The 21,098-nt window shown below is 64.8% G+C and carries 22 protein-coding genes; 14 read left to right on the forward strand and 8 right to left on the reverse strand.

The annotated features are described in order from the left end of the window. Nucleotides 1-4 precede the first annotated feature (4 nt). The 4 genes from ATI53_RS24285 to ATI53_RS09070 all read left to right on the forward strand — a co-directional run bounded on the left by ATI53_RS24285 (nucleotide 5) and on the right by ATI53_RS09070 (nucleotide 2,873). Nucleotides 5-634 (forward strand): hypothetical protein, encoded by a 630-nt coding sequence (locus tag ATI53_RS24285; RefSeq protein ID WP_311135987.1) that lies wholly within the window; start codon nucleotides 5-7, stop codon nucleotides 632-634. 237 nt (nucleotides 635-871) lie between these two features. After that, nucleotides 872-1,645, forward strand: a complete 774-nt coding sequence (locus ATI53_RS09060) for a potassium channel family protein (protein ID WP_111550234.1) — start codon at nucleotides 872-874, stop codon at nucleotides 1,643-1,645. Then, the gene (locus ATI53_RS09065) at nucleotides 1,642-2,163 is read left to right on the forward strand and encodes a GNAT family N-acetyltransferase (protein WP_009504211.1); all 522 of its coding nucleotides are present in this window, start codon (nucleotides 1,642-1,644) and stop codon (nucleotides 2,161-2,163) included. The genes ATI53_RS09060 and ATI53_RS09065 overlap by 4 nt, the downstream gene beginning before the upstream one ends. After that, a complete protein-coding gene (locus tag ATI53_RS09070) occupies nucleotides 2,163-2,873 on the forward strand; it encodes an NYN domain-containing protein (RefSeq protein ID WP_009504212.1) in 711 nt (236 codons plus the stop codon). The genes ATI53_RS09065 and ATI53_RS09070 overlap by 1 nt, the downstream gene beginning before the upstream one ends. Here ATI53_RS09070 and ATI53_RS09075 read toward each other — a convergent pair. Next, nucleotides 2,870-3,514 carry a TetR/AcrR family transcriptional regulator gene (locus tag ATI53_RS09075; RefSeq protein ID WP_009504213.1) on the reverse strand — a complete coding sequence of 215 codons (645 nt, stop codon included), beginning with the start codon at nucleotides 3,512-3,514 and terminating at the stop codon, nucleotides 2,870-2,872. The two genes, ATI53_RS09070 and ATI53_RS09075, sit on opposite strands and share 4 nt — an antisense overlap. A gap of 180 nt (nucleotides 3,515-3,694) precedes the next feature. Here ATI53_RS09075 and mbfA point away from each other — a divergent pair, with 180 nt between their 5' ends. After that, nucleotides 3,695-4,669, forward strand: coding sequence for an iron exporter MbfA (gene mbfA / locus ATI53_RS09080; RefSeq protein ID WP_009504214.1), 975 nt, complete (start codon nucleotides 3,695-3,697; stop codon nucleotides 4,667-4,669). Between the two features lie 240 nt (nucleotides 4,670-4,909). Next, complete coding sequence (polA, locus tag ATI53_RS09085; RefSeq protein ID WP_111550235.1) at nucleotides 4,910-7,714, forward strand: DNA polymerase I; 2,805 nt, start codon at nucleotides 4,910-4,912, stop codon at nucleotides 7,712-7,714. Nucleotides 7,715-7,794: 80 nt separating this feature from the next. Here the strand turns inward: polA and ATI53_RS09090 are convergent, their stop codons facing one another. Further along, the gene (locus ATI53_RS09090; RefSeq protein ID WP_009504216.1) at nucleotides 7,795-8,247 is read right to left on the reverse strand and encodes a GNAT family N-acetyltransferase; all 453 of its coding nucleotides are present in this window, start codon (nucleotides 8,245-8,247) and stop codon (nucleotides 7,795-7,797) included. Between the two features lie 3 nt (nucleotides 8,248-8,250). After that, nucleotides 8,251-8,979, reverse strand: a complete 729-nt coding sequence (locus ATI53_RS09095; RefSeq protein WP_009504217.1) for a sirohydrochlorin chelatase — start codon at nucleotides 8,977-8,979, stop codon at nucleotides 8,251-8,253. A 218-nt stretch (nucleotides 8,980-9,197) separates the two neighbouring features. Between ATI53_RS09095 and ATI53_RS09100 the strand changes: the two genes are divergently transcribed. Genes ATI53_RS09100 through ATI53_RS09110 form a run of 3 tightly spaced genes read left to right on the forward strand, consistent with a single transcriptional unit; the run spans nucleotide 9,198 to nucleotide 11,190 of the window. After that, a complete protein-coding gene (locus ATI53_RS09100; RefSeq protein WP_111550236.1) occupies nucleotides 9,198-10,133 on the forward strand; it encodes a diacylglycerol/lipid kinase family protein in 936 nt (311 codons plus the stop codon). After that, entirely contained in the window at nucleotides 10,130-11,008 is an 879-nt protein-coding gene (locus ATI53_RS09105; protein WP_009504219.1) for a metallophosphoesterase family protein, read from the forward strand. Before ATI53_RS09100 ends, ATI53_RS09105 begins: the two co-directional genes overlap by 4 nt. Further along, nucleotides 11,005-11,190 carry a hypothetical protein gene (locus tag ATI53_RS09110; protein WP_009504220.1) on the forward strand — a complete coding sequence of 62 codons (186 nt, stop codon included), beginning with the start codon at nucleotides 11,005-11,007 and terminating at the stop codon, nucleotides 11,188-11,190. The genes ATI53_RS09105 and ATI53_RS09110 overlap by 4 nt, the downstream gene beginning before the upstream one ends. Nucleotides 11,191-11,197: 7 nt before the next feature. Here the strand turns inward: ATI53_RS09110 and ATI53_RS09115 are convergent, their stop codons facing one another. Further along, a complete protein-coding gene (locus ATI53_RS09115; protein ID WP_009504221.1) occupies nucleotides 11,198-11,788 on the reverse strand; it encodes an exopolysaccharide biosynthesis protein in 591 nt (196 codons plus the stop codon). Nucleotides 11,789-11,951: 163 nt separating this feature from the next. Between ATI53_RS09115 and ATI53_RS09120 the strand changes: the two genes are divergently transcribed. Then, the gene (locus tag ATI53_RS09120) at nucleotides 11,952-13,013 is read left to right on the forward strand and encodes an AI-2E family transporter (RefSeq protein WP_240778564.1); all 1,062 of its coding nucleotides are present in this window, start codon (nucleotides 11,952-11,954) and stop codon (nucleotides 13,011-13,013) included. Between the two features lie 232 nt (nucleotides 13,014-13,245). On the opposite strand, the gene ATI53_RS09125 is transcribed toward ATI53_RS09120, so the two are convergent. Next, nucleotides 13,246-14,232, reverse strand: a complete 987-nt coding sequence (locus tag ATI53_RS09125) for a YihY/virulence factor BrkB family protein (protein WP_111550238.1) — start codon at nucleotides 14,230-14,232, stop codon at nucleotides 13,246-13,248. Between the two features lie 138 nt (nucleotides 14,233-14,370). Beyond that, nucleotides 14,371-15,816: an MORN repeat-containing protein gene (locus tag ATI53_RS09130; protein WP_009504224.1), complete on the reverse strand. Its 1,446-nt coding sequence runs from the start codon at nucleotides 15,814-15,816 to the stop codon at nucleotides 14,371-14,373. A gap of 148 nt (nucleotides 15,817-15,964) precedes the next feature. Here ATI53_RS09130 and ATI53_RS09135 point away from each other — a divergent pair, with 148 nt between their 5' ends. Beyond that, nucleotides 15,965-17,623 carry an NAD+ synthase gene (locus ATI53_RS09135; RefSeq protein WP_111550239.1) on the forward strand — a complete coding sequence of 553 codons (1,659 nt, stop codon included), beginning with the start codon at nucleotides 15,965-15,967 and terminating at the stop codon, nucleotides 17,621-17,623. Beyond that, nucleotides 17,616-18,662 carry a glycosyltransferase family 4 protein gene (locus ATI53_RS09140; RefSeq protein WP_111550240.1) on the forward strand — a complete coding sequence of 349 codons (1,047 nt, stop codon included), beginning with the start codon at nucleotides 17,616-17,618 and terminating at the stop codon, nucleotides 18,660-18,662. Before ATI53_RS09135 ends, ATI53_RS09140 begins: the two co-directional genes overlap by 8 nt. Here ATI53_RS09140 and ATI53_RS09145 read toward each other — a convergent pair. Beyond that, on the reverse strand, nucleotides 18,659-19,048 hold the full coding sequence (locus ATI53_RS09145; protein WP_111550241.1) for a metallopeptidase family protein: 390 nt from the start codon (nucleotides 19,046-19,048) through the stop codon (nucleotides 18,659-18,661). The two genes, ATI53_RS09140 and ATI53_RS09145, sit on opposite strands and share 4 nt — an antisense overlap. A 125-nt stretch (nucleotides 19,049-19,173) precedes the next feature. Here ATI53_RS09145 and ATI53_RS09150 point away from each other — a divergent pair, with 125 nt between their 5' ends. Beyond that, a complete protein-coding gene (locus tag ATI53_RS09150; protein WP_240778563.1) occupies nucleotides 19,174-19,677 on the forward strand; it encodes a 2OG-Fe(II) oxygenase in 504 nt (167 codons plus the stop codon). 143 nt (nucleotides 19,678-19,820) lie between these two features. On the opposite strand, the gene ATI53_RS09155 is transcribed toward ATI53_RS09150, so the two are convergent. Beyond that, nucleotides 19,821-20,747: an MBL fold metallo-hydrolase gene (locus ATI53_RS09155; protein ID WP_034452234.1), complete on the reverse strand. Its 927-nt coding sequence runs from the start codon at nucleotides 20,745-20,747 to the stop codon at nucleotides 19,821-19,823. 131 nt (nucleotides 20,748-20,878) lie between these two features. Here ATI53_RS09155 and ATI53_RS09160 point away from each other — a divergent pair, with 131 nt between their 5' ends. After that, on the forward strand, nucleotides 20,879-21,088 hold the full coding sequence (locus ATI53_RS09160) for a hypothetical protein (protein ID WP_223865909.1): 210 nt from the start codon (nucleotides 20,879-20,881) through the stop codon (nucleotides 21,086-21,088). Nucleotides 21,089-21,098 lie beyond the last annotated feature (10 nt).

Here is a 21,098-nt window from a genome sequence, read left to right on the forward strand (position 1 = left end):
CGGCATGACGCCGGATGGGGGGATCGAGATCTCCAGGCGCCTCGCTCACAACGGCATGGTCGATTTCCTGAGCGTCGTGCGGGGGCGCATCCATTCCGACCCCGCGATGACCGATCTGATCCCCGCGCGATGCATGAAAACGCGCTGCATCTGGATTTCGCGGGGGCGTCAAGCCGCAGCCCACGATGCGAAGTTCCGGATCATTCTCTGGACCGAATCCGGTGCCGGCGCCGGGTTGCACCCCGATGTGGTGGTCGTCGTCACCGGCGGGCCCGCCCAATACCGACCTGTCCGAAAGCGGACAGGAACAACCGCCGGTGGTCAGCACCCGGGATCTGATCTCGGGCGATGTGAAGCCGGTCGGGATATTCCGGTCCATGACGAAAGCGGCGATCACCCCGCCCTGATGGCGTTGAACCTTGGGCCCGACCTGCGCGCGCTTCAGGACAGGGACACGACATTCACTGTCACCCGCAGGCGGCCGGGGATCAGACGCGATGGCACCCGGCTGAAGGCCACCGTCGGCCCCGATTACAGCGGCGTTACCAGCGAAGCGTCCGATGACCAGACGATGGACCATGGCGCCATGCCGTTGCACGATCTGCATTTCACACTGAAACACCGCAGTAGATGAACCAAGGGCGGTGGATCACGCGGCGCTGATCGACGGACGCCCCCGGACCAGGTTCCGCAATCCCCACGGCGCCTTTCAGGTGTTACGCATCGCAGACGCGGTCAGCGCCCCCCCATGCAGCGATCAGCGTCTGGCCGGGGAAGTCTGACGCACCGCCCTCCCCTGCGATAGCGACTTGCCCGGTCCCACCGCACGGCCATATAGGTTGTCCGCACAGAAACTTTCGACAGGATCAACATGACGGGCGGCGCCCTCGGCAAGGTAAAAGAGCTTTACGAAGGCCACAGCGACCGCGCGCATCGCTTTCGCTATGGCCTGCTTGCCTTTGACGTGGTGACGATCTTGTTCGTGATTGCCACATCGTTCACCAGCCACGGCCCGATCGTCGAAATCGTGGACATGATTTTCGGCGTCTGCATCCTTGCGGATTTCGCGGCCCGCCTGCTGATCGAACGCAACCGGCTGCGGTTTCTGATCCGGCCGGTGACGCTGGCAGACATGGTGTCGATCGTGTCGTTCCTGGCACCGCTCGCAGGCGAGGGGCTGGGGTTCCTGCGGGTGGTACGCACGCTGCGCTTCCTGCGGACCTATCACCTGATGGCGCGGCTCAGGCAAGACATCCCGTTCTTTCGCCGCTATCAGGATGAATTCGTCGCCGCGCTGAACCTGCTGGTGTTTGTCTTCGTGATGACCGGGCTGGTCTATGCCACGCAACACGGGCGCAACCCCGATATCGGCAACTATGCCGATTCGCTGTATTTCACCGTTACCGCGCTGACCACCACCGGCTTTGGCGATATCACGTTGCAGGGATCGCTCGGGCGGCTGATCTCGGTCGTGGTGATGATCTTTGGCGTGACACTGTTTCTGCGGCTGGCGCAGGTGTTGTTCCGCCCCACCAAGGTGCGCGAAACCTGCCGCAGCTGCGGGTTGTCGCTGCATGACCGCGACGCGGTGCATTGCAAGCATTGCGGCGCGCTGATCCATATCGAAACCGAGGGACTGGAATGACCGACCTGACGATTCGCAGCTTTGAACCCCGCGACCGCGACGCGCTTTGGCGCGTGCTGGAACCGGTGTTCCGCGCCGGCGACACCTATGCGATAGACACCGGCATTACCCGCGACGACGCCATTGCCTACTGGACGGGATCGGGGCGTCAGGTGTACAGCGCCATCCTTGGCGGGCAGTTTTCCGGTTCGTACTATCTGGTGCGCAACCAGGGCGGCGGGGGCAGCCACGTCTGCAACTGCGGCTTTGTGACCGATCCTGCGCAAAAAGGGCGCGGGGTGGCGCGGCGGATGCTGGAACACGCGTTGCACACGGCACGCACCTCGGGCTATCGCGCCATGCAATTCAATTTCGTCGTCTCGACCAACACCCGGGCCGTGGGCCTGTGGGAACGAGGCGGATTCGACATCGTCGGGCGTTTGCCGCAGGCTTTTCTCCACCCCTCCAGGGGCTATGTGGATGCGCTGGTGATGTACAAGACACTTGTGGCGGATGTCTCCGCCGGAAAGGACCTCTGATGGCCGATGCGCCACGCCTGCTCGCCGTTCTGATTGACGCCGACAATACGTCTCCGAAATACTGCAAGGCGATCTTTGATGAGCTTGCCTCGCTGGGCGAAGCCAGCGTGCGGCGCCTGTATGGCGATTTTTCCAGCCAGCAGATGTCGGGCTGGTCCAAGATCACCGCCGAGTTCGGCCTTGTGCCGCTGCATTCACCCGCCAATACGGTGGGCAAGAACGCATCGGATATTTCGCTGGTGATCGACGCGATGGACCTGATGCACACGGGGCGGTTCGATGGATTCGCCCTGGTCAGTTCGGACAGCGATTTCACCCGCCTTGCCAGCCGCATCCGCGAACAGGGGCTGGATGTCTATGGCATGGGAATGCAAAAGACGCCGGACGCCTTCCGAAAGGCCTGCAAACGGTTCATCTTTCTGGAAAACCTGGACGGCGCGCCCGAACAGAAACCTGGCAACCGCGAACCCAAGCCCACCGGCAAGCTGGACGAGGCGCGCAACCTGATCTTTACCGCGATGGACGCGATCGAACAGGAAGACGACTGGTACACGCTGGGCCAGCTCGGCCAGTTCATCACCGCCGCCAACCCCGATTTCGACACCCGCACCTATGGCAAGCGCAAGCTGTCGGATCTGGTGGCCGAGCTCAAGGTGTTCGAAACCAAACGCGGCCCCGGCAATCAGCTGCTGGTGCGCAGGCTGGATTAAGGCGCCCCCGGATCGCGGGGGGCCAGGGCGCCGTATCGGGCAAGAAAGGTCGTCACCGCCGCGTCGACGACCAGCCCGATGTCGGCCGCGCTGAACCGCGTCTGCACGCCGAACACCCGCTTGAGCCACAGATCCGCCTTGCATAGCTCGGAAAACTGGGCGACAGCTAGGGCGACATCGTCGATGACCAGCTCCTTGCGCGCGATGGCCGCGGCGAAATAGGCGCACATCTCGTTGTGCACAAGGCGCGGCCCGCTGTGGTAGAACTCTGCACCAAGCTCGGGGAAGCGGTCGGCTTCGGCGACGCAGATGCGGAACACCCGCTGCGATTCGTCTGACAGGATATGGTCGACAAACCGGTAACCAACCTCGCGCAGCACGACGTCGGGCGGCGCGTGCAGGTCGATGGCTGCCAGCGCCTCATCCGCCCGGCGGGCGCACTGCTGGCGGGCCATTTCCATGAACAGCAGGCGCTTGCCGGGAAAATAGCTGTACAGCGTGGCCTTGGACACCCCGGCCGCGCGCGCGATGTTATCGACACTTGCGCCTTCGAACCCGTCACGCAGGAACACCTCGCCCGCGCCCCGAAGCACCTGTTCGTACTTGCGGCCGCGCCTTGCGATCACCGCGCCATCCTGCATTCCGATACCTCCTGCCCCGTTCAGCATAGCGCGCGCGCCCCGGATCCGGCAAGGCCACGCGCCCCCTTGCGCAACATCATGGACGCACGCACAACGGCGGGCCAACCGGCGGCGATTTTCCCTTGCATCCGGTAGGATGTGTCGTAATTTAGAATGGTTCTAATCAATAAGGGTCGCCCCATGCGCTTCTTCAATCAACGCCGACGGTTCAGGGATCTGAGCGAACAAGAGGTGCTGGCCCTTGCGATCTCTTCCGAAGAAGACGACTCGCGCATCTATCGCAGTTACGCCGAAGCGTTGCGCCCGGAGTTTCCCGACAGCGCAAGAATCTTCGACGGCATGGCCGACGAGGAAGACGCCCACCGCAAGGCGCTGATCGCCGCCCATCGGGTTCGTTTTGGCGACGTCATCCCGCTGATCCGGCGCGAACATGTCGCCGGATTCTACGCCCGCCGGCCGGTCTGGCTGACCCGGAACCTGCCGCTGGAACGTATCCGCGCCGAGGCCGAAGCGATGGAACACGACGCCGAACGCTTCTACCACGAAGCGGCGCGCCACAGCAGCGATGCCGCAACGCGCCGCCTGCTGGGCGACCTCGCCGCCGCCGAAGCCCGCCACGAGGAACGCGCGCAGGAACTGGAAAGCACCCATCTCGACACCCCCGCCCGCGAGGACGAAGACCGCCAGGCCCACCGTCAGTTCGTACTGACATGGGTGCAACCCGGTCTTGCCGGGCTGATGGACGGGTCGGTGTCGACCCTGGCCCCGATCTTTGCTACCGCCTTTGCCACGCAGGACCCCTGGACCACCTTTCTGGTCGGACTCGCGGCGTCGGTTGGCGCAGGCATTTCGATGGGCTTCACCGAAGCGGCCTCGGACGACGGCGCGCTGTCCGGCCGCGGCTCTCCGATAAAACGCGGCATCGCGTCGGGGGTCATGACAACGGTGGGCGGGCTGGGCCACGCGCTGCCGTATCTCATCCCGCATTTCTGGACGGCGACCAGCATCGCCTGGGTCGTTGTGTTCTTCGAACTCTGGGCCATCGCCTGGATTCAAAACCGGTTCATGGAAACCCCTTTCTGGCGGGCCTCGATGCAGGTTGTGCTGGGCGGCGCGCTGGTTCTCGCGGCAGGCGTGCTCATCGGCAGCGGCTGAGCCCTGACCGGAAATCGCGCCTGGCCGCGAAATCCGGCCTGCCTCCGGCGGGAGTTTTTCTGGCAAGATGAAGCCTGCGCGCCGCGCCCCGTCTTCATCTTGCCGGATAAACTCCGGGGGGAGCGCGTCGCGCGGGGGGCAGCGCCCCCCTCTGCCCTTACCGCCCGCCCATTCCCTCTGGCAGGCGCGCCGCGCCCGTGGCAAACCGGGTCCCAGCGCACAGCACCGGGAGACGCGACCATGACCCAATTCGGCAAGGGCTGCCACCTGCACCTGATCGATGGATCGGCCTTCATCTTCCGCGCCTACCACGCGCTGCCGCCGCTGACGCGCAAATCCGACGGGTTGCCCATCGGGGCGGTTTCGGGCTTTTGCAACATGCTTCAGAAATATGTCGAGGACAACGCCGGCCCCGATGCGCCCACCCATGTCGCGGTGATCTTTGACAAGGGCAGCCACACCTTCCGCAACGATCTCTACGACCAGTACAAGGCCAACCGCGAGGCCATGCCCGAGGATCTGCGCCCCCAGATCCCGCTGACCCGCGATGCCACCCGCGCCTTCAACATTGCCTGCATCGAAAAAGAGGGGTTCGAGGCCGACGACATCATCGCCACGCTGGCCCGGCAGGCCCGCGAAGCAGGCGGTGCTGTGACCATCGTCAGCTCGGACAAGGATCTGATGCAGCTTGTCGGCGACGGTGTGGTGATGCTCGACGCGATGAAGAACAAGATCATCGACCGCGACGGGGTGTTCGAGAAATTCGGCGTCTGGCCCGACCGTGTCGTCGATGTGCAGGCTCTGGCCGGGGATTCGGTCGACAACGTGCCCGGCGCGCCCGGCATCGGCATCAAGACCGCCGCCCTGCTGATCTCCGAATACGGCGATCTGCAAACGCTGCTGGATCAGGCCGACACCGTCAAGCAGCCCAAGCGCCGCCAGACCCTGATCGAAAAGCGCGACCAGATCGAGCTGTCCAGGCGCCTGGTGCAGCTGGACGACCAGATGACGATGGATGATGTCACGCTGGACGATCTTGAGGTGCGCGAACCCGACGCGGACACTCTGCTGGCGTTCCTGACCGACATGGAATTCCGAACCCTGACCAAGCGCATTGCCATCTCGCTGAATGCCGAGGCGCCCGCCATTCCCCAAACCGCTCCGCAGGCTGCAACCACCGAAGAGGCGCCCGACCTTCCGCCCATCGACCCCGCCGCCTATGTCTGGATCAAGACCGCCGACGACCTGACGCCGTTTATCGCCCAAGCGCATCAGCGCGGCTGGGTCGCGGTGGATACCGAAACCACCGGCCTGAACGAGATGACCTGCGATCTGGTCGGGGTCTCGTTGGCGATTGAGCCGGGGCAGGCCTGTTATATCCCGCTGATCCACCGCGCGACCGCCACCGACGATCTGTTCGGCAATGACGATCTGGCCGAAGGGCAGATGCCTCTGGACGATGCGCTGGCGCTGCTCAAACCGTTGCTAGAGGACCCCAGCGTCATCAAGATCGGGCAGAACATGAAATACGACGCCAAGGTGCTGTCGCGCTACGGCATCGGGATCACGCCCATCGACGACACGATGCTGATGTCCTACGCGATGCACGCGGGCCTGCACGGGCATGGCATGGACACGCTGTCCGACCGCTACCTGTCGCACACCCCGATCCCGATCAAGTCGCTGCTGGGCAGCGGCAAAAGCATGATCACCTTCGACAGGGTGCCAATCGAGAACGCGGTGAAATACGCCGCCGAGGATGCGGACATCACCCTGCGCCTGTGGATGCTGTTCAAACCGCAGCTGCACCGCGCCCGCGTCACCCGCGTGTACGAAGGGTTGGAACGTCCGCTGGTGCCCGTGCTGGCGGATATGGAACGCGCCGGCGTGCAGGTCGACCGCGAAACGCTGAGCCGCATGTCCAACGCCTTTTCCCAGAAAATGGCGCAGCTGGAGGATGAGATCCACGAGCTTGCGGGGGAAAAGTTCAACGTCGGGTCTCCCAAGCAACTGGGCGAGATCCTGTTCGACAAAATGTCCCTGCCGGGCGGCAAAAAGGGCAAGACCGGCGCCTATGCAACCGGCGCGGATGTGCTTGAAGACCTCGCGACCGAACACGACCTGCCGGGCCGGGTGCTGGACTGGCGCCAGATTTCCAAGCTGAAATCCACCTACACCGACGCGCTGCAAGGGCATATCAACCCCGATACTGGCCGGGTTCACACGTCCTACAGCATCGCGGGGGCCAGCACGGGGCGGCTGGCATCGACCGACCCCAACCTGCAAAACATCCCCGTGCGCAGCGAAGAGGGCCGACGCATCCGCGAGGCGTTTGTCGCGCCACAGGGGCGCGCGCTGGTGTCGCTCGACTATTCCCAGATCGAACTGCGCATCCTTGCGCATATGGCCGATATTTCCGCGCTCAAGCAGGCATTTCGCGACGGGCTGGACATTCACGCCATGACCGCGTCGGAAATGTTCAACGTGCCGATGGACGAGATGACGCCCGATATTCGCCGTCAGGCCAAGGCGATCAACTTTGGCGTGATCTACGGCATTTCCGGCTTTGGCCTTGCGCGCAACCTGCGCATTCCCCGCTCCGAAGCGCAGGGCTTCATCGACCGGTATTTCGAACGCTTTCCGGGGATCAAGACCTACATGGCCGACACAACTGCATTCGCCAAGGAACACAAGCGCGTCGAAACCCTGTTCGGCCGGGTGATCCACACGCCCGAGATTTCCGCCAGCGGGCCGCGCGCCGGTTTCGCCAAACGCGCCGCGATCAATGCGCCCATTCAGGGCACCGCCGCCGATATCATCCGCCGCGCGATGATCCGGATGCCGCAAGCCATCGCAGGCATCCCCGCGACGATGCTGCTACAGGTGCATGACGAACTGATTTTCGAGGTCGACACCGGCGCCGAAGACGACCTCATCGCCACCGCAAAACGCGTGATGGAAGGCGCCGCCGAACCGGTGGTCAAGCTGGACGTGCCGCTGGTGGTCGACGCGGGCAAGGGGCGCAACTGGGCCGAGGCGCACTAGGCCGCGCAGATCACTGGTGCTTTGGCCAGAACGGCTCTGGCCGGAGGACACGCAGGTCGGGGGGGCAGCTCGGGGGTTGCTCAGGTCAGACGCTTTTCGAAATAGACCCGGTCGAAACCGTCCTCATGTCGGCGGTCGGTTTCGACATAGCCAAGGTGCGGATAGATCGACAGATTGTCGGTCATCTTTGCATTGGTATACAATTGCACCGTCGGCGCGCCACCCGCGCGCGCGCTGGTTTCGCAATGCCCGATAAGCGCCTTGCCCACGCCCTTTCCGGCGGCATCGGGGCGCACCGCCACGTTTTCCAGCAGCATATGGCCGGCGCCGAAGCGAAACACGACAAACCCAAGCAGCGTGCCGGAATCGTCGGTTGCCACATGGATGTCATGCGCCGCGATCTGGGTTGCGAAATCGGCCAGCATCGGCGCCGGATCGCGCCCGATCAGCGGAACATAGCCAATGTAAGCCTCACGCGCGCAGGCGCGGATCGCCGGTTCGTCGTCGGGAACAGCGGGTCGGATCGCACGCACCGCTCAGTCCGCCCGGGCCGGAATTTCGGGGGATTGGCGTTCGATACTGTCGCCGATCAGCCGGGCCGTGTCGGACCAGGAAATGAAGGGCGGCATCACCGGCCCGTCAAAGCCCGCCGCCGACAGCGCGGCAGGCACGTCGTCTTCGATATGGCCCGAGTTCTGGGCGAAATAGGGCAAGCAGATCGCCTGCCCGGCCCCCTGCGCGATGTCTTTCAGAAACGGCGGCTGGTCGATGAACCCGGTGCGCGTATCGCGAAACCCAAGGCCCGAATGCAGTGCACGCGCAAAGGCATAGGCGCTGTCGGCGCTGGTCTTGGACACCGCACTGCCATGGGCGGCAACGACCAGCGCAGTGTCCGGTGCATCCCAGCCCTTTTCCGCCAGAAGCGCCCTCAGTTCGCTCTGGGCGCTTGCGACAAGCTCTGGTTCGACCCCGAAGGGGTCCAGCATGGTCAATCCCATGACGCGGGCCTTCTTGGCCAGCATCTGTCCGGTGAACCATCCGCGTGCCATGAAAAACGGGTATATCAGAGGGGTGCCCAGCCTCGCGACCTCTTCTTCCAGACGGCCTTTGGCGGCCAGCGTGGCGCTGCCGATCCGCCAGCCTGTCAATCCGCTTTGGACGCGCGACGCCAGCTCGCGCAGGGCGGATTCCTGCGAGTCGGGGTCGGACGGGCTTCCGTGCGCGACGAGGATAACGGTCTTCAAAGGCTCCGGGCGCGTTGCCATCTGTAGGGCCTGTCCTTTCCAGGGTTTTGCGGGTGTATCAGACAAGGTGGTCTTCGCCGGCGGTCATTTCAATGCGAATCTTTGCCATTCGGTGCATCTCTTTGGCAAACAACGGGCGATTTTGTGCGGTCGGGCGGGGGGCGATGCCCGAAGGGCAGGCGCGGGAACCGCCTACCCGATGCACGCGTTGCTTCCTTACCAGACCGGAGAGGACCGACGTGCAACGCGACCGCAAATATTGCATCATCCTCAACGGCCGGTCCGGCGATCAGGGTGAGGACGCGCGACGCGCGAAGCTGACGGCGCTGTGCGATGCCGCCGGAATTTCGGCCCGGATCGTCGTCCCCCCTCGCAAACAGCCGCTCGAAGACGCGTCGGCCGAGGCGCTTGCCCGTACCGGCGCCGATGTTCTCGTCGCATCCGGCGGCGACGGCACCATAGCCGCGGTCGCCACCGCCGCCCACGCCGCCGATGTGCCCATGGGGATCATCCCGCAGGGGACGTTCAACTATTTCGCCCGTGGGCTTGGCATTCCCGAAGACGCCGACGGCGCGGTGAACGCCCTTGCCTCCGGTGTCCCGCGCGACGTCTCGCTGGCCGAAGCCAACGGCGAGGTGTTTCTGAACAACACCAGCCTGGGGGTGTATCCGCTGATCCTGCAACGGCGCGAAAGCGTCTATGCACGGTGGGGCCGGTCGCGTCTTGCCGCCTACTGGTCGGTGCTGCTGACGCTCAGCGGCATGCGCCGCCCGCTGAAACTGTCGCTGACCGTCGATGGGCGCGAGACGCGTCTGCGCACCCCGCTGGTGTTTGTCGCCAACAGCGCCTTCCAGCTGGAGCGCTTCAACCTTGCCGGTGTCGACGCGATCCGCAACGGAGATTTCGCGCTGTTCACCGCCCGCCACACCGGCACCATGGAACTGGTTCGTACCGCCCTGAAGCTTGCCGGGGGGGCGGCGCAGATCGGTGAGGATTTCGATCTGGTCACCGGGCGCGACATCACGATTCGGACCGGGCGGGCGCGTGCTCTGGTGGCTCGCGACGGCGAAAAAAGCCTGATGCACACCCCGATCCGCATTCGCTTGCGCGACCGCCCGCTGCGGGTTCTGGTGCCCCAAACCTCTTTGAAAGACAAGGACGACGCCCGCTCATGACCCGCATCGCCCATATCTCGGATCTGCATTTCGGACGCAGCGACCCCGAACTTCTGGCCCCTCTGGTCGAGGCCCTGAACGAGGCACAGCCCGATCTGGTCGCCGTTACCGGCGACTTTACCCAGCGCGCGCGTCGCGGCCAGTATCGCGACGCGCGGGCGTTCCTTGACCAGCTCGACGCGCCGTGGCTGTCGGTGCCGGGCAACCATGACGTGTCGCTCGACAACCTTTGGCTGCGGTTCATGCGTCCCTATGCGCGCTACCGCAAACACATCGCCAGCGACCTGCTGACGGTTCACGAAACCGATGACTTCATCGCCGTCGGCCTGAATACGGTGGATCGGTTCCGTGTGCAGCGCGGCAAGGTGCGCTGGATGCAGTTGCGCCAGGCGTGCAACCTTTTGACCGATGCGCCCGGCGTGCGGGTCGTGCTGGCGCATCACCCGTTCGAACAGGATGCGGATGTCGCCAAGAGCCTGATGAAGGGCGCCGAGGCGGGGATCGAACAGCTGGCGGAATGCGGGGCCCAGGTCGTGCTGTCGGGGCATCTGCACCGCTGGCGGACAGAGCCGTTCCTGTCGTCGAAATTCGGGCGGCAGATCCTTCAGGTGCATGTGGGTACGGGGTTATCGACCCGGCTGCGCGGACAGGAAAACGATTTCGCGCTGCTTGACCTCACAATCCATACCGCCGACGTCACGCGGATGGTCGCACGGGGCGGCCGGTTTGCCTTTGCCGGCAGGCGCACGTTTCGCTTCGGTGACGGCGGCTGGCGCGAAACCGGCGATCAGGCGACGGCGGGAACCGCGAGCAAGGCTGGATCGTTTTCGTCCGAGGGGCGCGAGACCCCTCTGGAAAAGGAGACGATGTCATGACATCCGACAAACACGACACCCGCGCCGGCCCCGGAGACGCAGGCTATGCCGACCGCCCCGTCAAGCGCCCGCAATCCCCGGCGGACCGGAAACGCGGCCGGTCCGCGACGAAACTGTTCACCTGGCTACTGGGGGTCGGCGTGGTTGTCGTGCTGGTGCTGACCGTTGCGGCGATGATCTGAAGACGGCTCAGACCACGCCCAGCACCGTCAGCGGGATGAATACCGCGCCCAGCACGGCGATGCTGCCCGCCAGCGCGAACAGCCCGTCGCGTGCCAGAAGCGCCGTCGCCATCAGCACAACGGCGCCGCCCAGAAGCGATGACGAGAACGGCACCAGTTCCAGAAACGGCATCGCCGCACCGCAAAGCAGGCACAGCAGTTTCAGCCCCGAGCGCGCGGGCGCCGAGGTCATCATCCGCATCCGCGTGCGCGCGTTGCGGTCAAGCCAGTTACTGATGCATCGCAATGTCTTCAGCGCCGTGCGGGCGTGGCCTTGATCGATGTGCAGCCGCATCATCCGCGACGGCAGCCACAGATGATCGCGCGCCAGAATCATCTGCGCCGAGATGAAGGCGATCATCAGCCCGCACGCGGTCGAAAACAGCGGAATCCCCGACAGAGGGGACACCACCAGCAGCGCCGGTATCATCAGCGCCGGCAGAAACGAGCTGTCGCCGAATTCCTCGATCATCGTGCCGACCGACAGGGCGCCACGTTCGACCGCGACGTCCAGCCGGTCGACGATATCGCCGACGGGCCTGATTTCAGAGGGTGTCATGATCGCCTGCGTTGCTGTGATGTGCGGATGAAACGTGGCGACCGCCCCGGAGTTCCACAAGCAGGCCCACAAGCAGGCCTACAGACGGGCGCGCGCATACGGGGCCGGAAAATATCGCCGCGCAAGGTCGGAACCGATCGTCTCGGCCGGTGGTTGTCCGGTCATGAAACAAACCCGTATCGCCTCCGATCAGGTGTCTCGTGTGTCTGCCGTGATCGTGGCGACGGGTGTCGTCCTTGTCGGCCTGAAATACGCGCAGGACATCGCCGCGCCCCTGGTGCTTGCCATTGTGGTGGGCGTCATCGTCGCCCCCCTCGCCGACCGGATGCAACGCCTGCGCATTCCGCGCGGCGTTGTTGCGCTGTCGATCATCATCGCCTTCTTTTTCGCGATGGCCGCGCTTGTCTTCGTGATCGAGCCCTATGTCACCGCCGCCATCGACCAGCTTCCGTCGATCCGATACGAGATCCGCAAGCTGGTCTTTGAATATCGCGGCCTGATACAGGGCATCGGCGATATGAACGACGAAATGAAGGCCGCGCTTGGCGCCGATGCGCAGGCCACCGCGCAGCGGGTCGCCGAGTTGCCCAGCCTGACCGACGCGATGTGGCTTGCCCCGGCGATCTTTGCGCAGATGCTGGTGTTTCTCGGGGGGCTGTTCTTTTTTCTTCTGACGCGCGGTTCGATCTACCGCTGGATGTCGGGCCGGCTTGGGACCGGCGCCGAAACCCATCGGTTTCTCGAACGGTTTTATGCCGCCGAGTCGATGGTATCGCGCTATTTCGCCGCCGTTTCGATGGTCAACGCCGGGCTTGGGCTGGTAGTCGGGGTCGCGCTTATCACCTACGGACTGCCCGGCGCGGTGGTCTGGGGGGTCGCCGCGGCGCTGCTGAATTTCGTGCTGTATCTTGGACCTGCGGCGATGGCGGCGGGCCTGCTGCTGGCGGGCATCGTCAATTACGATGGCATCGCGACCTTTGTGCCGATGGCGATCTATCTTGCCTGCAACATGACAGAGGCACAGTTTGTCACGCCCACGATGGTCGGCAAGCACATTCAGATGAACCCGTTCCTGCTGTTTGCCGCGCTGATCTTCTGGCTGTGGCTATGGGGACCGATCGGCGGGATCGTCGCGATCCCGGTGACGCTGATTTTTCTGCGACTGTTCGATATCCTCGGGGACAGCTCGTCGCCGCCTGCCAAGCCCGCGGTGCGCGCGGCCTGACCCTGCGACTTTGCGATGCCGGCCTTGCCCGCGCCCGCACGCGCGCGGCGGTGCCCGAAGCGGGCGCACAAGAAAAAACCCCGCTCTCCGGATCAGGAAAGCGGGGTGTCAGGAGCGGGTCGCGCAGAGTGGGAGGGACAGGAATGCGACCCGCTGAGGGACAGGACGGTACAGGCGTCCTTGTACTGATAACGCCAGCCCCGCGCACGGGTTCCGGCGCCCTGCGGGTTTTTCAGCTTCGGTCCGGGCGGTCGCGGCGCAGGCGGTCAAGCTCGCCGTTCAGCTGCGCACCCAGCAGCGTTACCAGCGCGCTGACATAGAACCACAGGAGCAAGGCCACCACCGCGCCCAGCGATCCGTAGACCTCGTTCAGGCGGTCGAAGTTGCGCACATACAGCGTCAGCGCAAAGGACCCCGCAGCCCAGGCCAGCAGCGCCAGCACCGCGCCCGGTGTGAACCAGCGCATCCGCGACGATCTGCGATTGGGCCCGTAGCGATACAAGAGCGCGATGGCAAAGAACACCACGCCCAGCAGGATCAGCCATTTCAGGGTCGACGCAATCAGTTCAAGATGCAGCGGAAGGCCCAGAAACGAAAACGCTGCCGGCAGGATGACCACGGCCGCAAAGGCAACCAGCGCCACAATCACCAACAGTATCGTCAATGCCACGGCCACCAGCAGCCGCCTGATGACATTTTCGCGGTGCGGCGTGTCACTGACCGTATTCAGCCCCCGGATCAGCGCCGCCACCGATGCCCGCGTCGACCAGATCGCCACCATGATCGAGATGATCGACGCCCATTGCAATGTCGAGCGGTTGGTCGAAATCAACGCCGTGACCTGTTCGGACAGCAGCACATAGGCCTGCTCGGGCATCATCTCGCGCACGATTTCCATCTGTTCCGAAATCACCACGGGGTCGGCCCAGTAGCCCCAGATGGCGATGACCGCCGAAATCGCGGGAAACAGCGACAGGAAAGCGAAAAACGCGACCCCCGCTGAAATCAGACCGAGGTTTCGTTCGTCCATGCGCAGCCAGGTGCGCCAAAGCGCGCGCAGCCAGTCGCGCGTGGACAGCGCCCGCCGGCCCGGTCCGTTGCGCCCGGAATCGGGCTGGCGGGAATCGGACTGGCGGGAATCGGACTGGCCAGGATCGGACTGGCCGGGATCGGGCCGTTCGGGGGCAAGGGGGGGCACGCTGGCGGCGGAATCGTCCATGACAGTAGGTTGACCGCGCCGCGCCGCCCGGGTCAATGACACGCCGCCGCAGGCTGGGTGGATTGCCGCCGGGCTGGGGCAAATAGGCACCTTGCGCACAAGACCGGCGCGCGCCGCGGCAGCACGGCCGGGGCGGGATCAGTCGCCGGTCGTCTCTGGCGCCGGGTCTTTCTCTTTGTCGACAGACACCGGAGTCGCGGTGGTCAGAACGCCGCTGATCCAGTCGCCGGACACCACCTCGCCAGAGGTATAGCGCAGCGTGCCCGGGCCCTGCCGCTTGCCGTCCTCGAACCGGCCCTCGTAGACGTCGCCGTTGCTGTAGGTCGCCAGACCGTCGCCCTCGAAGCGACCATCGCTCCAGCCGCCCTCATAGGTGAACCCGTCGGGCATGGTGATGCGGCCTTGCCCATGGCGCTGATCTTCCCGGAAATCGCCGGTATAGACGGCGCCGTCCGCATAGGTCGCGGTGCCGGACCCGTGGCGGCGGTTGTCCTTCCAGTCGCCGGTATAGGTGTAGCCGTCCGCGTAGGTGATGGTGCCCTGCCCGTCGTAACGCGCATTCGCGAAATCCCCCGAATAGACGGTGCCGTTGCTGTAGGTGGCGGTGCCCGTGCCCTCGATCACGCCGTCGACCCAATCGCCCTCATAGGTGGACCCGTCGGGATAGACCGTGCGGCCCCGACCGTTGGCCAGATCACCGCGGATCTCGCCCTCATAGACCGAACCGTCGGGATAGGTGACGCGGCCCTGACCGTCGATCTGCCCCGCGACCCAGTTGCCTTCCAGCCGGTAGCCATCGGCGCCGATGAACACGCCCTGCCCGTGCCGCTGGTCATTGTCGAAATTGCCTTCGTACACATCGCCCGAGGCATAGGTTTCGCGCCCCTGCCCATCGCGGCGCCCGTCCACCAGCGCGCCCTCGTAGACATCGCCGTTGGGCAGGGTCAGCTTGCCCTGACCGTCCTGCTGGCCCTCGCGCCACATGCCCGCATAAATCAGCCCGTCGGACATGGTCAGCGTGCCCTGGCCGGACCGCTTGCCGTTGGCGACCCGCCCCTCATAGACCGACCCGTCGGGATAGGTGATGGTGGCGTTGCCCTCTTCGGTGCCATTGACCCAGTCGCCCTCATAGCGATAGCCGTCGGGCGTGGTCATCACGCCGCGGCCATGGTGCAGCGCATTGCGGAAACTGCCCTCGTAACGCGCGCCGGTGGCGTATTGGATGACGCCGCGCCCGGTGATCTTGCCGTCCAGCCACGAGCCTTCATAGACCGACCCGTCGGCCAGCACGATCTTGCCCATGCCTTCGGGCTTGCCCTTGGAAAACTGGCCCTCGTACACGCCCCCCGAAGGGTAGCGCGCCACGCCCTTGCCCTCGATCTCGCCGGCGCGCCAATCGCCGGTGTATTCGAAGCCATTCGGCAGCCTGTAGGTGCCGGTGCCATGGCGCAGCCCGTCGACAAAGCTGCCCTCGTAAACCCCGCCATCGTCGAACTGCTTGGTCTGCGTTTCGCTGTCCTGCGCCAGCGCCGCTGCGGCGAAGACCGCAATGGCGGCGGCAAGGGTGATGCCTGCGCGTCTCATGTGTTCTGTCCTGACGGATTGCCGATTGCCTGTGTCGAAATGGTAAAGAAGCGGCCCCGCGCTGACAATCTCTTTTGCCCCCGCTCACCTTTCCCTCGCGCGTGGTTCTGCTATGTCGGCACGGGAACGTGACCGAAAGGACAAGGGCATGGCCGATCGCTTCCGACTGACCATCGCGCAGTTGAACCCCACCGTGGGCGACCTTGCCGGCAATGCGGCACAGGCGCTGGAGGCCTGGCAACAGGGCAAGGCAGCGGGCGCCGACCTGGTCGCGCTGCCCGAGATGTTCATCTGCGGGTACAACCCGCAGGACCTGCCGCTCAAGAACGCGTTCACGCTGGATTGCATGGACACCGCACGCAAGCTTGCCGCCCGGTGCGCCGATGGTCCGGCGCTGGCGGTGGGCTGCCCGTGGATCGAGGGCACCGAGCTGTTCAACGCCTATCTGATCTGCAAGGGCGGGCGCATCGCCGCGCAGTTGTTCAAGCATCACCTGCCCAATTACGAGGTGTTCGACGAGGTTCGCGTCTTTGACAGCGGCCCCATCGGCGGGCCCTATGCGGTGGGCAACACCCGCGTCGGGTCGCCCATCTGCGAAGATGCCTGGTACGAGGATGTCGCCGAAACGCTTGCGGAAACCGGTGCCGAATTCCTGCTGGTGCCCAACGGGTCGCCCTACCACCGTGACAAGCACGAAACCCGGCTGAACCACATGGTCGCGCGTGTCGTCGATACCGGCCTGCCGCTGATCTATCTGAACATGGTCGGCGGACAGGACGATCAGGTGTTCGACGGCGCGTCCTTTGTGCTGAACCCGCATGGTACGCTTGCGATGCAGATGCCCGCCTTTGCCGAGGCGGTGGCGCATGTGGATCTGGTCCGCGGCGCCGAGGGCTGGCGGGCCGCTACGGGCGGTTTCGCGCCCCAGCCCGACAGCCTGGAACAGGATTACAACGCCATGGTGCTGGGCTTGCGCGATTACTGCCGCAAGACCGGATTCACCAAGGTGCTGCTGGGCATGTCGGGGGGCATCGATTCCGCGCTGGTCGCGACGATTGCCGTCGATGCGCTGGGGCCGGACAATGTGCGCTGCGTGATGCTGCCGTCGGAATACACCTCGGAGCATTCGCTTGAGGACGCCAAGGCCTGTGCAAATGCCATCGGCGCGCATTACGATTTCGTGCCCATCGCCGAGGGCCGCGCCGCGATCACCACCACGCTTGCACCGCTGTTCGAAGGCCGCGACGCCGATCTGACCGAGGAAAACATCCAGTCCCGCCTGCGTGGCCTGCTGCTGATGGCCCTGTCCAACAAATTCGGGGAAATGCTGCTGACCACCGGCAACAAATCCGAGGTGTCGGTGGGCTATGCCACGATCTACGGCGACATGGCGGGCGGCTACAACCCGATCAAGGATCTTTACAAGACCCGCGTCTTCGACATCTGCCGCTGGCGCAACACGCATCACCGCGACTGGATGACGGGCCCCGAGGCCGAGGTCATCCCGGACCGCATCATCACCAAGCCGCCTTCGGCCGAGCTGCGCGACGATCAGAAAGACAGCGACAGCCTGCCCGATTATCCGGTGCTGGACGGCATCCTCAAGATCCTTGTCGATGACGATGGCAGCATCACCGATTGCATCGCCGCGGGCTACACCCGCGAGGATGCGAAAAAAGTCGAACACCTGCTGTATATCTCGGAATACAAGCGGTTCCAGTCGGCACCCGGGCCGCGCCTGTCGCCGCGCGCCTTCTGGCTCGATCGTCGTTACCCCATCGCCAACCGCTGGCGCGACAATGGCTGATCTGGCCGGCAAGTCTGTGCTGTTCGTTGTCGCGCGGTTTCACACCAACCTCAGCTTTGCGGTGCGCGCGCTGGTCGCGGCGGGCGCGCGCGTCACCGTCTGGGCCGGCAAATCCGACGGCCCAGAGGATCACGAGGTGGTGACCCCTCAGGTCTTTGCGCCCTCGGACACCGACGCGATGACCGCGTCCTGGGCCGCCGCCGCGCCCGACATCGCCTTCTTGCGCAACAGCGCGGCGCTGCGCTTTGCCGCCGCAAGGATCGGCAAGCGCGCGGGCACGCCGCTGTGGTCCTATGACCTGCACCCGTTTCACCGCCGCGAACCGCTGTCGCGGCGGTTCTACCTGTGGCGCAAGGGTCTGCCGATCCGCCGGGTCACCGCCAGCCGAGGGCTGGCAGATGTGCGCCCCGACCGCGCGGCGCGCTACCTGCCCTGGCCCGTGGTCGACAGCCCGCCGCCCCCGATGCCGCAGCGCGACAGCACCGGCCCGGTGACCGTGCTCTGCGCCGCCAAACTCGGCAAACGGCGCAAGATGCAGGACCTGGTCATCGACGCCATGCGCGACGCCGGGCGCGCGGGCCGGGCGCGGCTGGTGCTCGCAGGCTCGGACAGCGTGTTCAACGCCCCTGAAGACCGCGCGCACCTGGCCGCGCTTTACGCCGCCGCCGAAGCGGAACCCTGGATCGAGATGGCCGGACGCGTGCCCTTTCCCGACATGCCCGCGCTATACGCCCGCAGCGACATCTGCATCCTGCCCAGCTTTGACGAACCCCTGGGTTTTGCACCGGCGGAATCCATGGCCTATGCCTGCGTTCCGGTGATCTCGTCCGAGGCAGGCTCGGCGGGCTATCTGACCGCTGACAATGGCATCGTCATCGACCCGCATCGCCCCGGAACCATCCAGGACGCGCTGTCCCGGCTGATCGAAGACCCAGCCCTGCGCGCCCGACTGGGCGCAGGCGCCCGCGACACCGCCCTGACCGAGCTTGGCCCAGACAGGTTCGTGCAGCGCATGGCCGCCCTCATCGCAGAGGGCTAAAGCCACCATGCGTCAACCGACGCGATATCGTCGTCGGACCAGCCGAAATGATGCGCGAATTCGTGCACGGTGACATGCGTCACCAGCTCTTGCAGGCTGACATTGCCGCGATCGCGCAGCTCGGCCAGGATCGGCTGGCGAAACAGGAACACCCGGTCGGGCCAGCTGACCGGATCCGACACCGCCCGCTCGGTCATCGGCACGCCCTCGTACAGGCCGGTCAGGACCAGCGGATCCTCGATGCCAAGATCGGCCAGCATATCCGCCGGCGGCCACTCCAGCACCTCGATCAGCACATCGCGGGCGCCCGATCGGAACGGTTCGGGGAACCCCTCGACAGTGGCGCGGGCGATAGCTTCGATGTGATCGTGGTCGGACTGGCTCATGACGCAAGATATGGCCCCGCGCCGTCCGAAGGCAAAGGTCGTTTTTCGCCCAACGGGTCGCACACCGGACAGAACGCCGCTGACGCAGACTCGAAGCGGCGTGACCCGTACAGGACCTCGCCGACATGCTGACCGTTCACCGCAGTCCCACCGTTGTTTGCGAAACCGGCTGCGACCGCGTGATCGACCTTTCGCGCGCCGCGCCTTGCGCCGATGCCCGGCTGGTGCGGCGCAACCGCGACCATAATCGGCGCCGCGCCGATCTGGTTTGGATCATGGGTCGCATCATCGACATCCTGAGCGAAGCCAATCGCGACAGCTATCGTTTCGATCCGGACGGGGTCGACGCAAGCGCACAGATCGCCCGCTGCGGCGCCGTGCGACAGGGCCATTTCGACTGGCATTGCGGCAATAGCGACCGAACGCGCACCGCGCGCCGCAAGCTTACCATGGTGATCCAGCTTTCAGCCCCGTCGAACGAACCGGGCGGCAGACTGGAAATCATGCCCCGGCGCTCACGGTCGGGGCCGCGACCACGCGCGGCACCGCCACGCTTTTCCCGAGTTACCCGCTGCATCGCGTTACGCCGGTCGCTGACGATCGGGGCGCACGGTCCCGCCGTCCGATAGAGGGGCAAGCTCTCGCGAGCCGCGCAAGTCGCTCAGCCCCCGGGTTGGTCAGCACGACATTCGTGAAACGCAGGGCGGGCGCGGCCGTCAGGCCGCGCCCGCCCCCCGGCGACGCGCGAAGGCGCGGCGCAAATACAACAGGATCAGAGCATCAGCTGATAGCTGTGCGGCACATAATGGAACGCATCGCCGCGCGTCTCGACATATCCCAGCGCGGGAAAGGGCATGTGATAGCCGATGAACGGAATCTTGTCGGCGCTCAGCATGTCCAGCGTCTTGCGCCGGGTGGCCGCCGCCTGCGCCTTGTCAGTGTCAAAGGTCACCTCCCAATCGGGATGGGCCAGCGACCAGACATAGTGATTGGCCAAATCCGCGATCAGCATCAGCTGCTTGCCGCCGCTTTCCAGCATAAAGCTCATATGCCCCGGCGTGTGCCCCGGCGTGGACACCGCCGTCACACCAGAGGCCACCGCATCGCCATCTGCGATAAACGAGAACTGTTCCGACAAAGGGGCGACCTTGTTGGCAAAGGCCTCGTCGTTGACACCGGACCAGTGGTCATACTCGACCTGGCCCGTGACGTGCTGTGCGTTGGCAAAGGTCGGCCCGGTGCCGCCGGTCAGCCCCCCGACATGGTCGCCATGCATGTGCGTGATCACAAGATGGGTCACATCGTCCGCACCATAGCCCGCCGCCTCGACCGCCGCGACGATGCCTTCGGGATTCAGCCCGGTGTCGAACAGAATCAGCTCCGACCCGGTGTTGACCAGCGTCGGCGTGAAAAAGAACTGCGTCTTGTCCGCAGGAATGTTGGCCTCGTGCGATACCTTGGCGAAGGTCTCGTCATCGACGTTAAGCCCGAAGATCTTGTGCGGCTCGTCTTGCGTCGCCGTGCCCGCCATCAGCGCGGTCACCTCGAAATCGCCAAGGCTGACGCGATTGACCTGCGGCACCTGCGCGCCCTTTTGCGCCACCTGCGCCGCGGCGCCGTGCCCCAGCCCGGCGGCCAACGGCAGTGCTGCCGCGCCCGTCAATGCCGCCCGGCGTGAAATCCTGTGTCCTGAAAACATGATCCTGTTCCTCCTGTCATGTAGCCGCTGATATAGGTGGCAATCACGCAACATCCAGAAAGCCTTTACTCTTAGCAGGACGTTAAGGCCCGAAGATGTATTTCGCCGTTCACCCTTTCATGGAGCCTGTCATGATTCCCGATGAGTCCAATCCCTGCTGGCGCCGCGTACTGACCACCGACAAGGACCTCGCCGGAGCCGTGCTTGCGACCAAGCTTCTGGTCGCCCGGTTGCGCCGCGAACTGCGGACAAGCCCCGGTGCCCTCAGCACAAAGATCGTCGAACTGCGCGGCTATTTTGAGAAAAATACGTTTGCGATCAAGGATATCGCGCTCTTTTGATAAGGTAAAG

Origin of the sequence: Salipiger aestuarii (assembly GCF_003259905.1) — a bacterium.
Taxonomy (GTDB): Bacteria; Pseudomonadota; Alphaproteobacteria; order Rhodobacterales; family Rhodobacteraceae; genus Salipiger; species Salipiger aestuarii.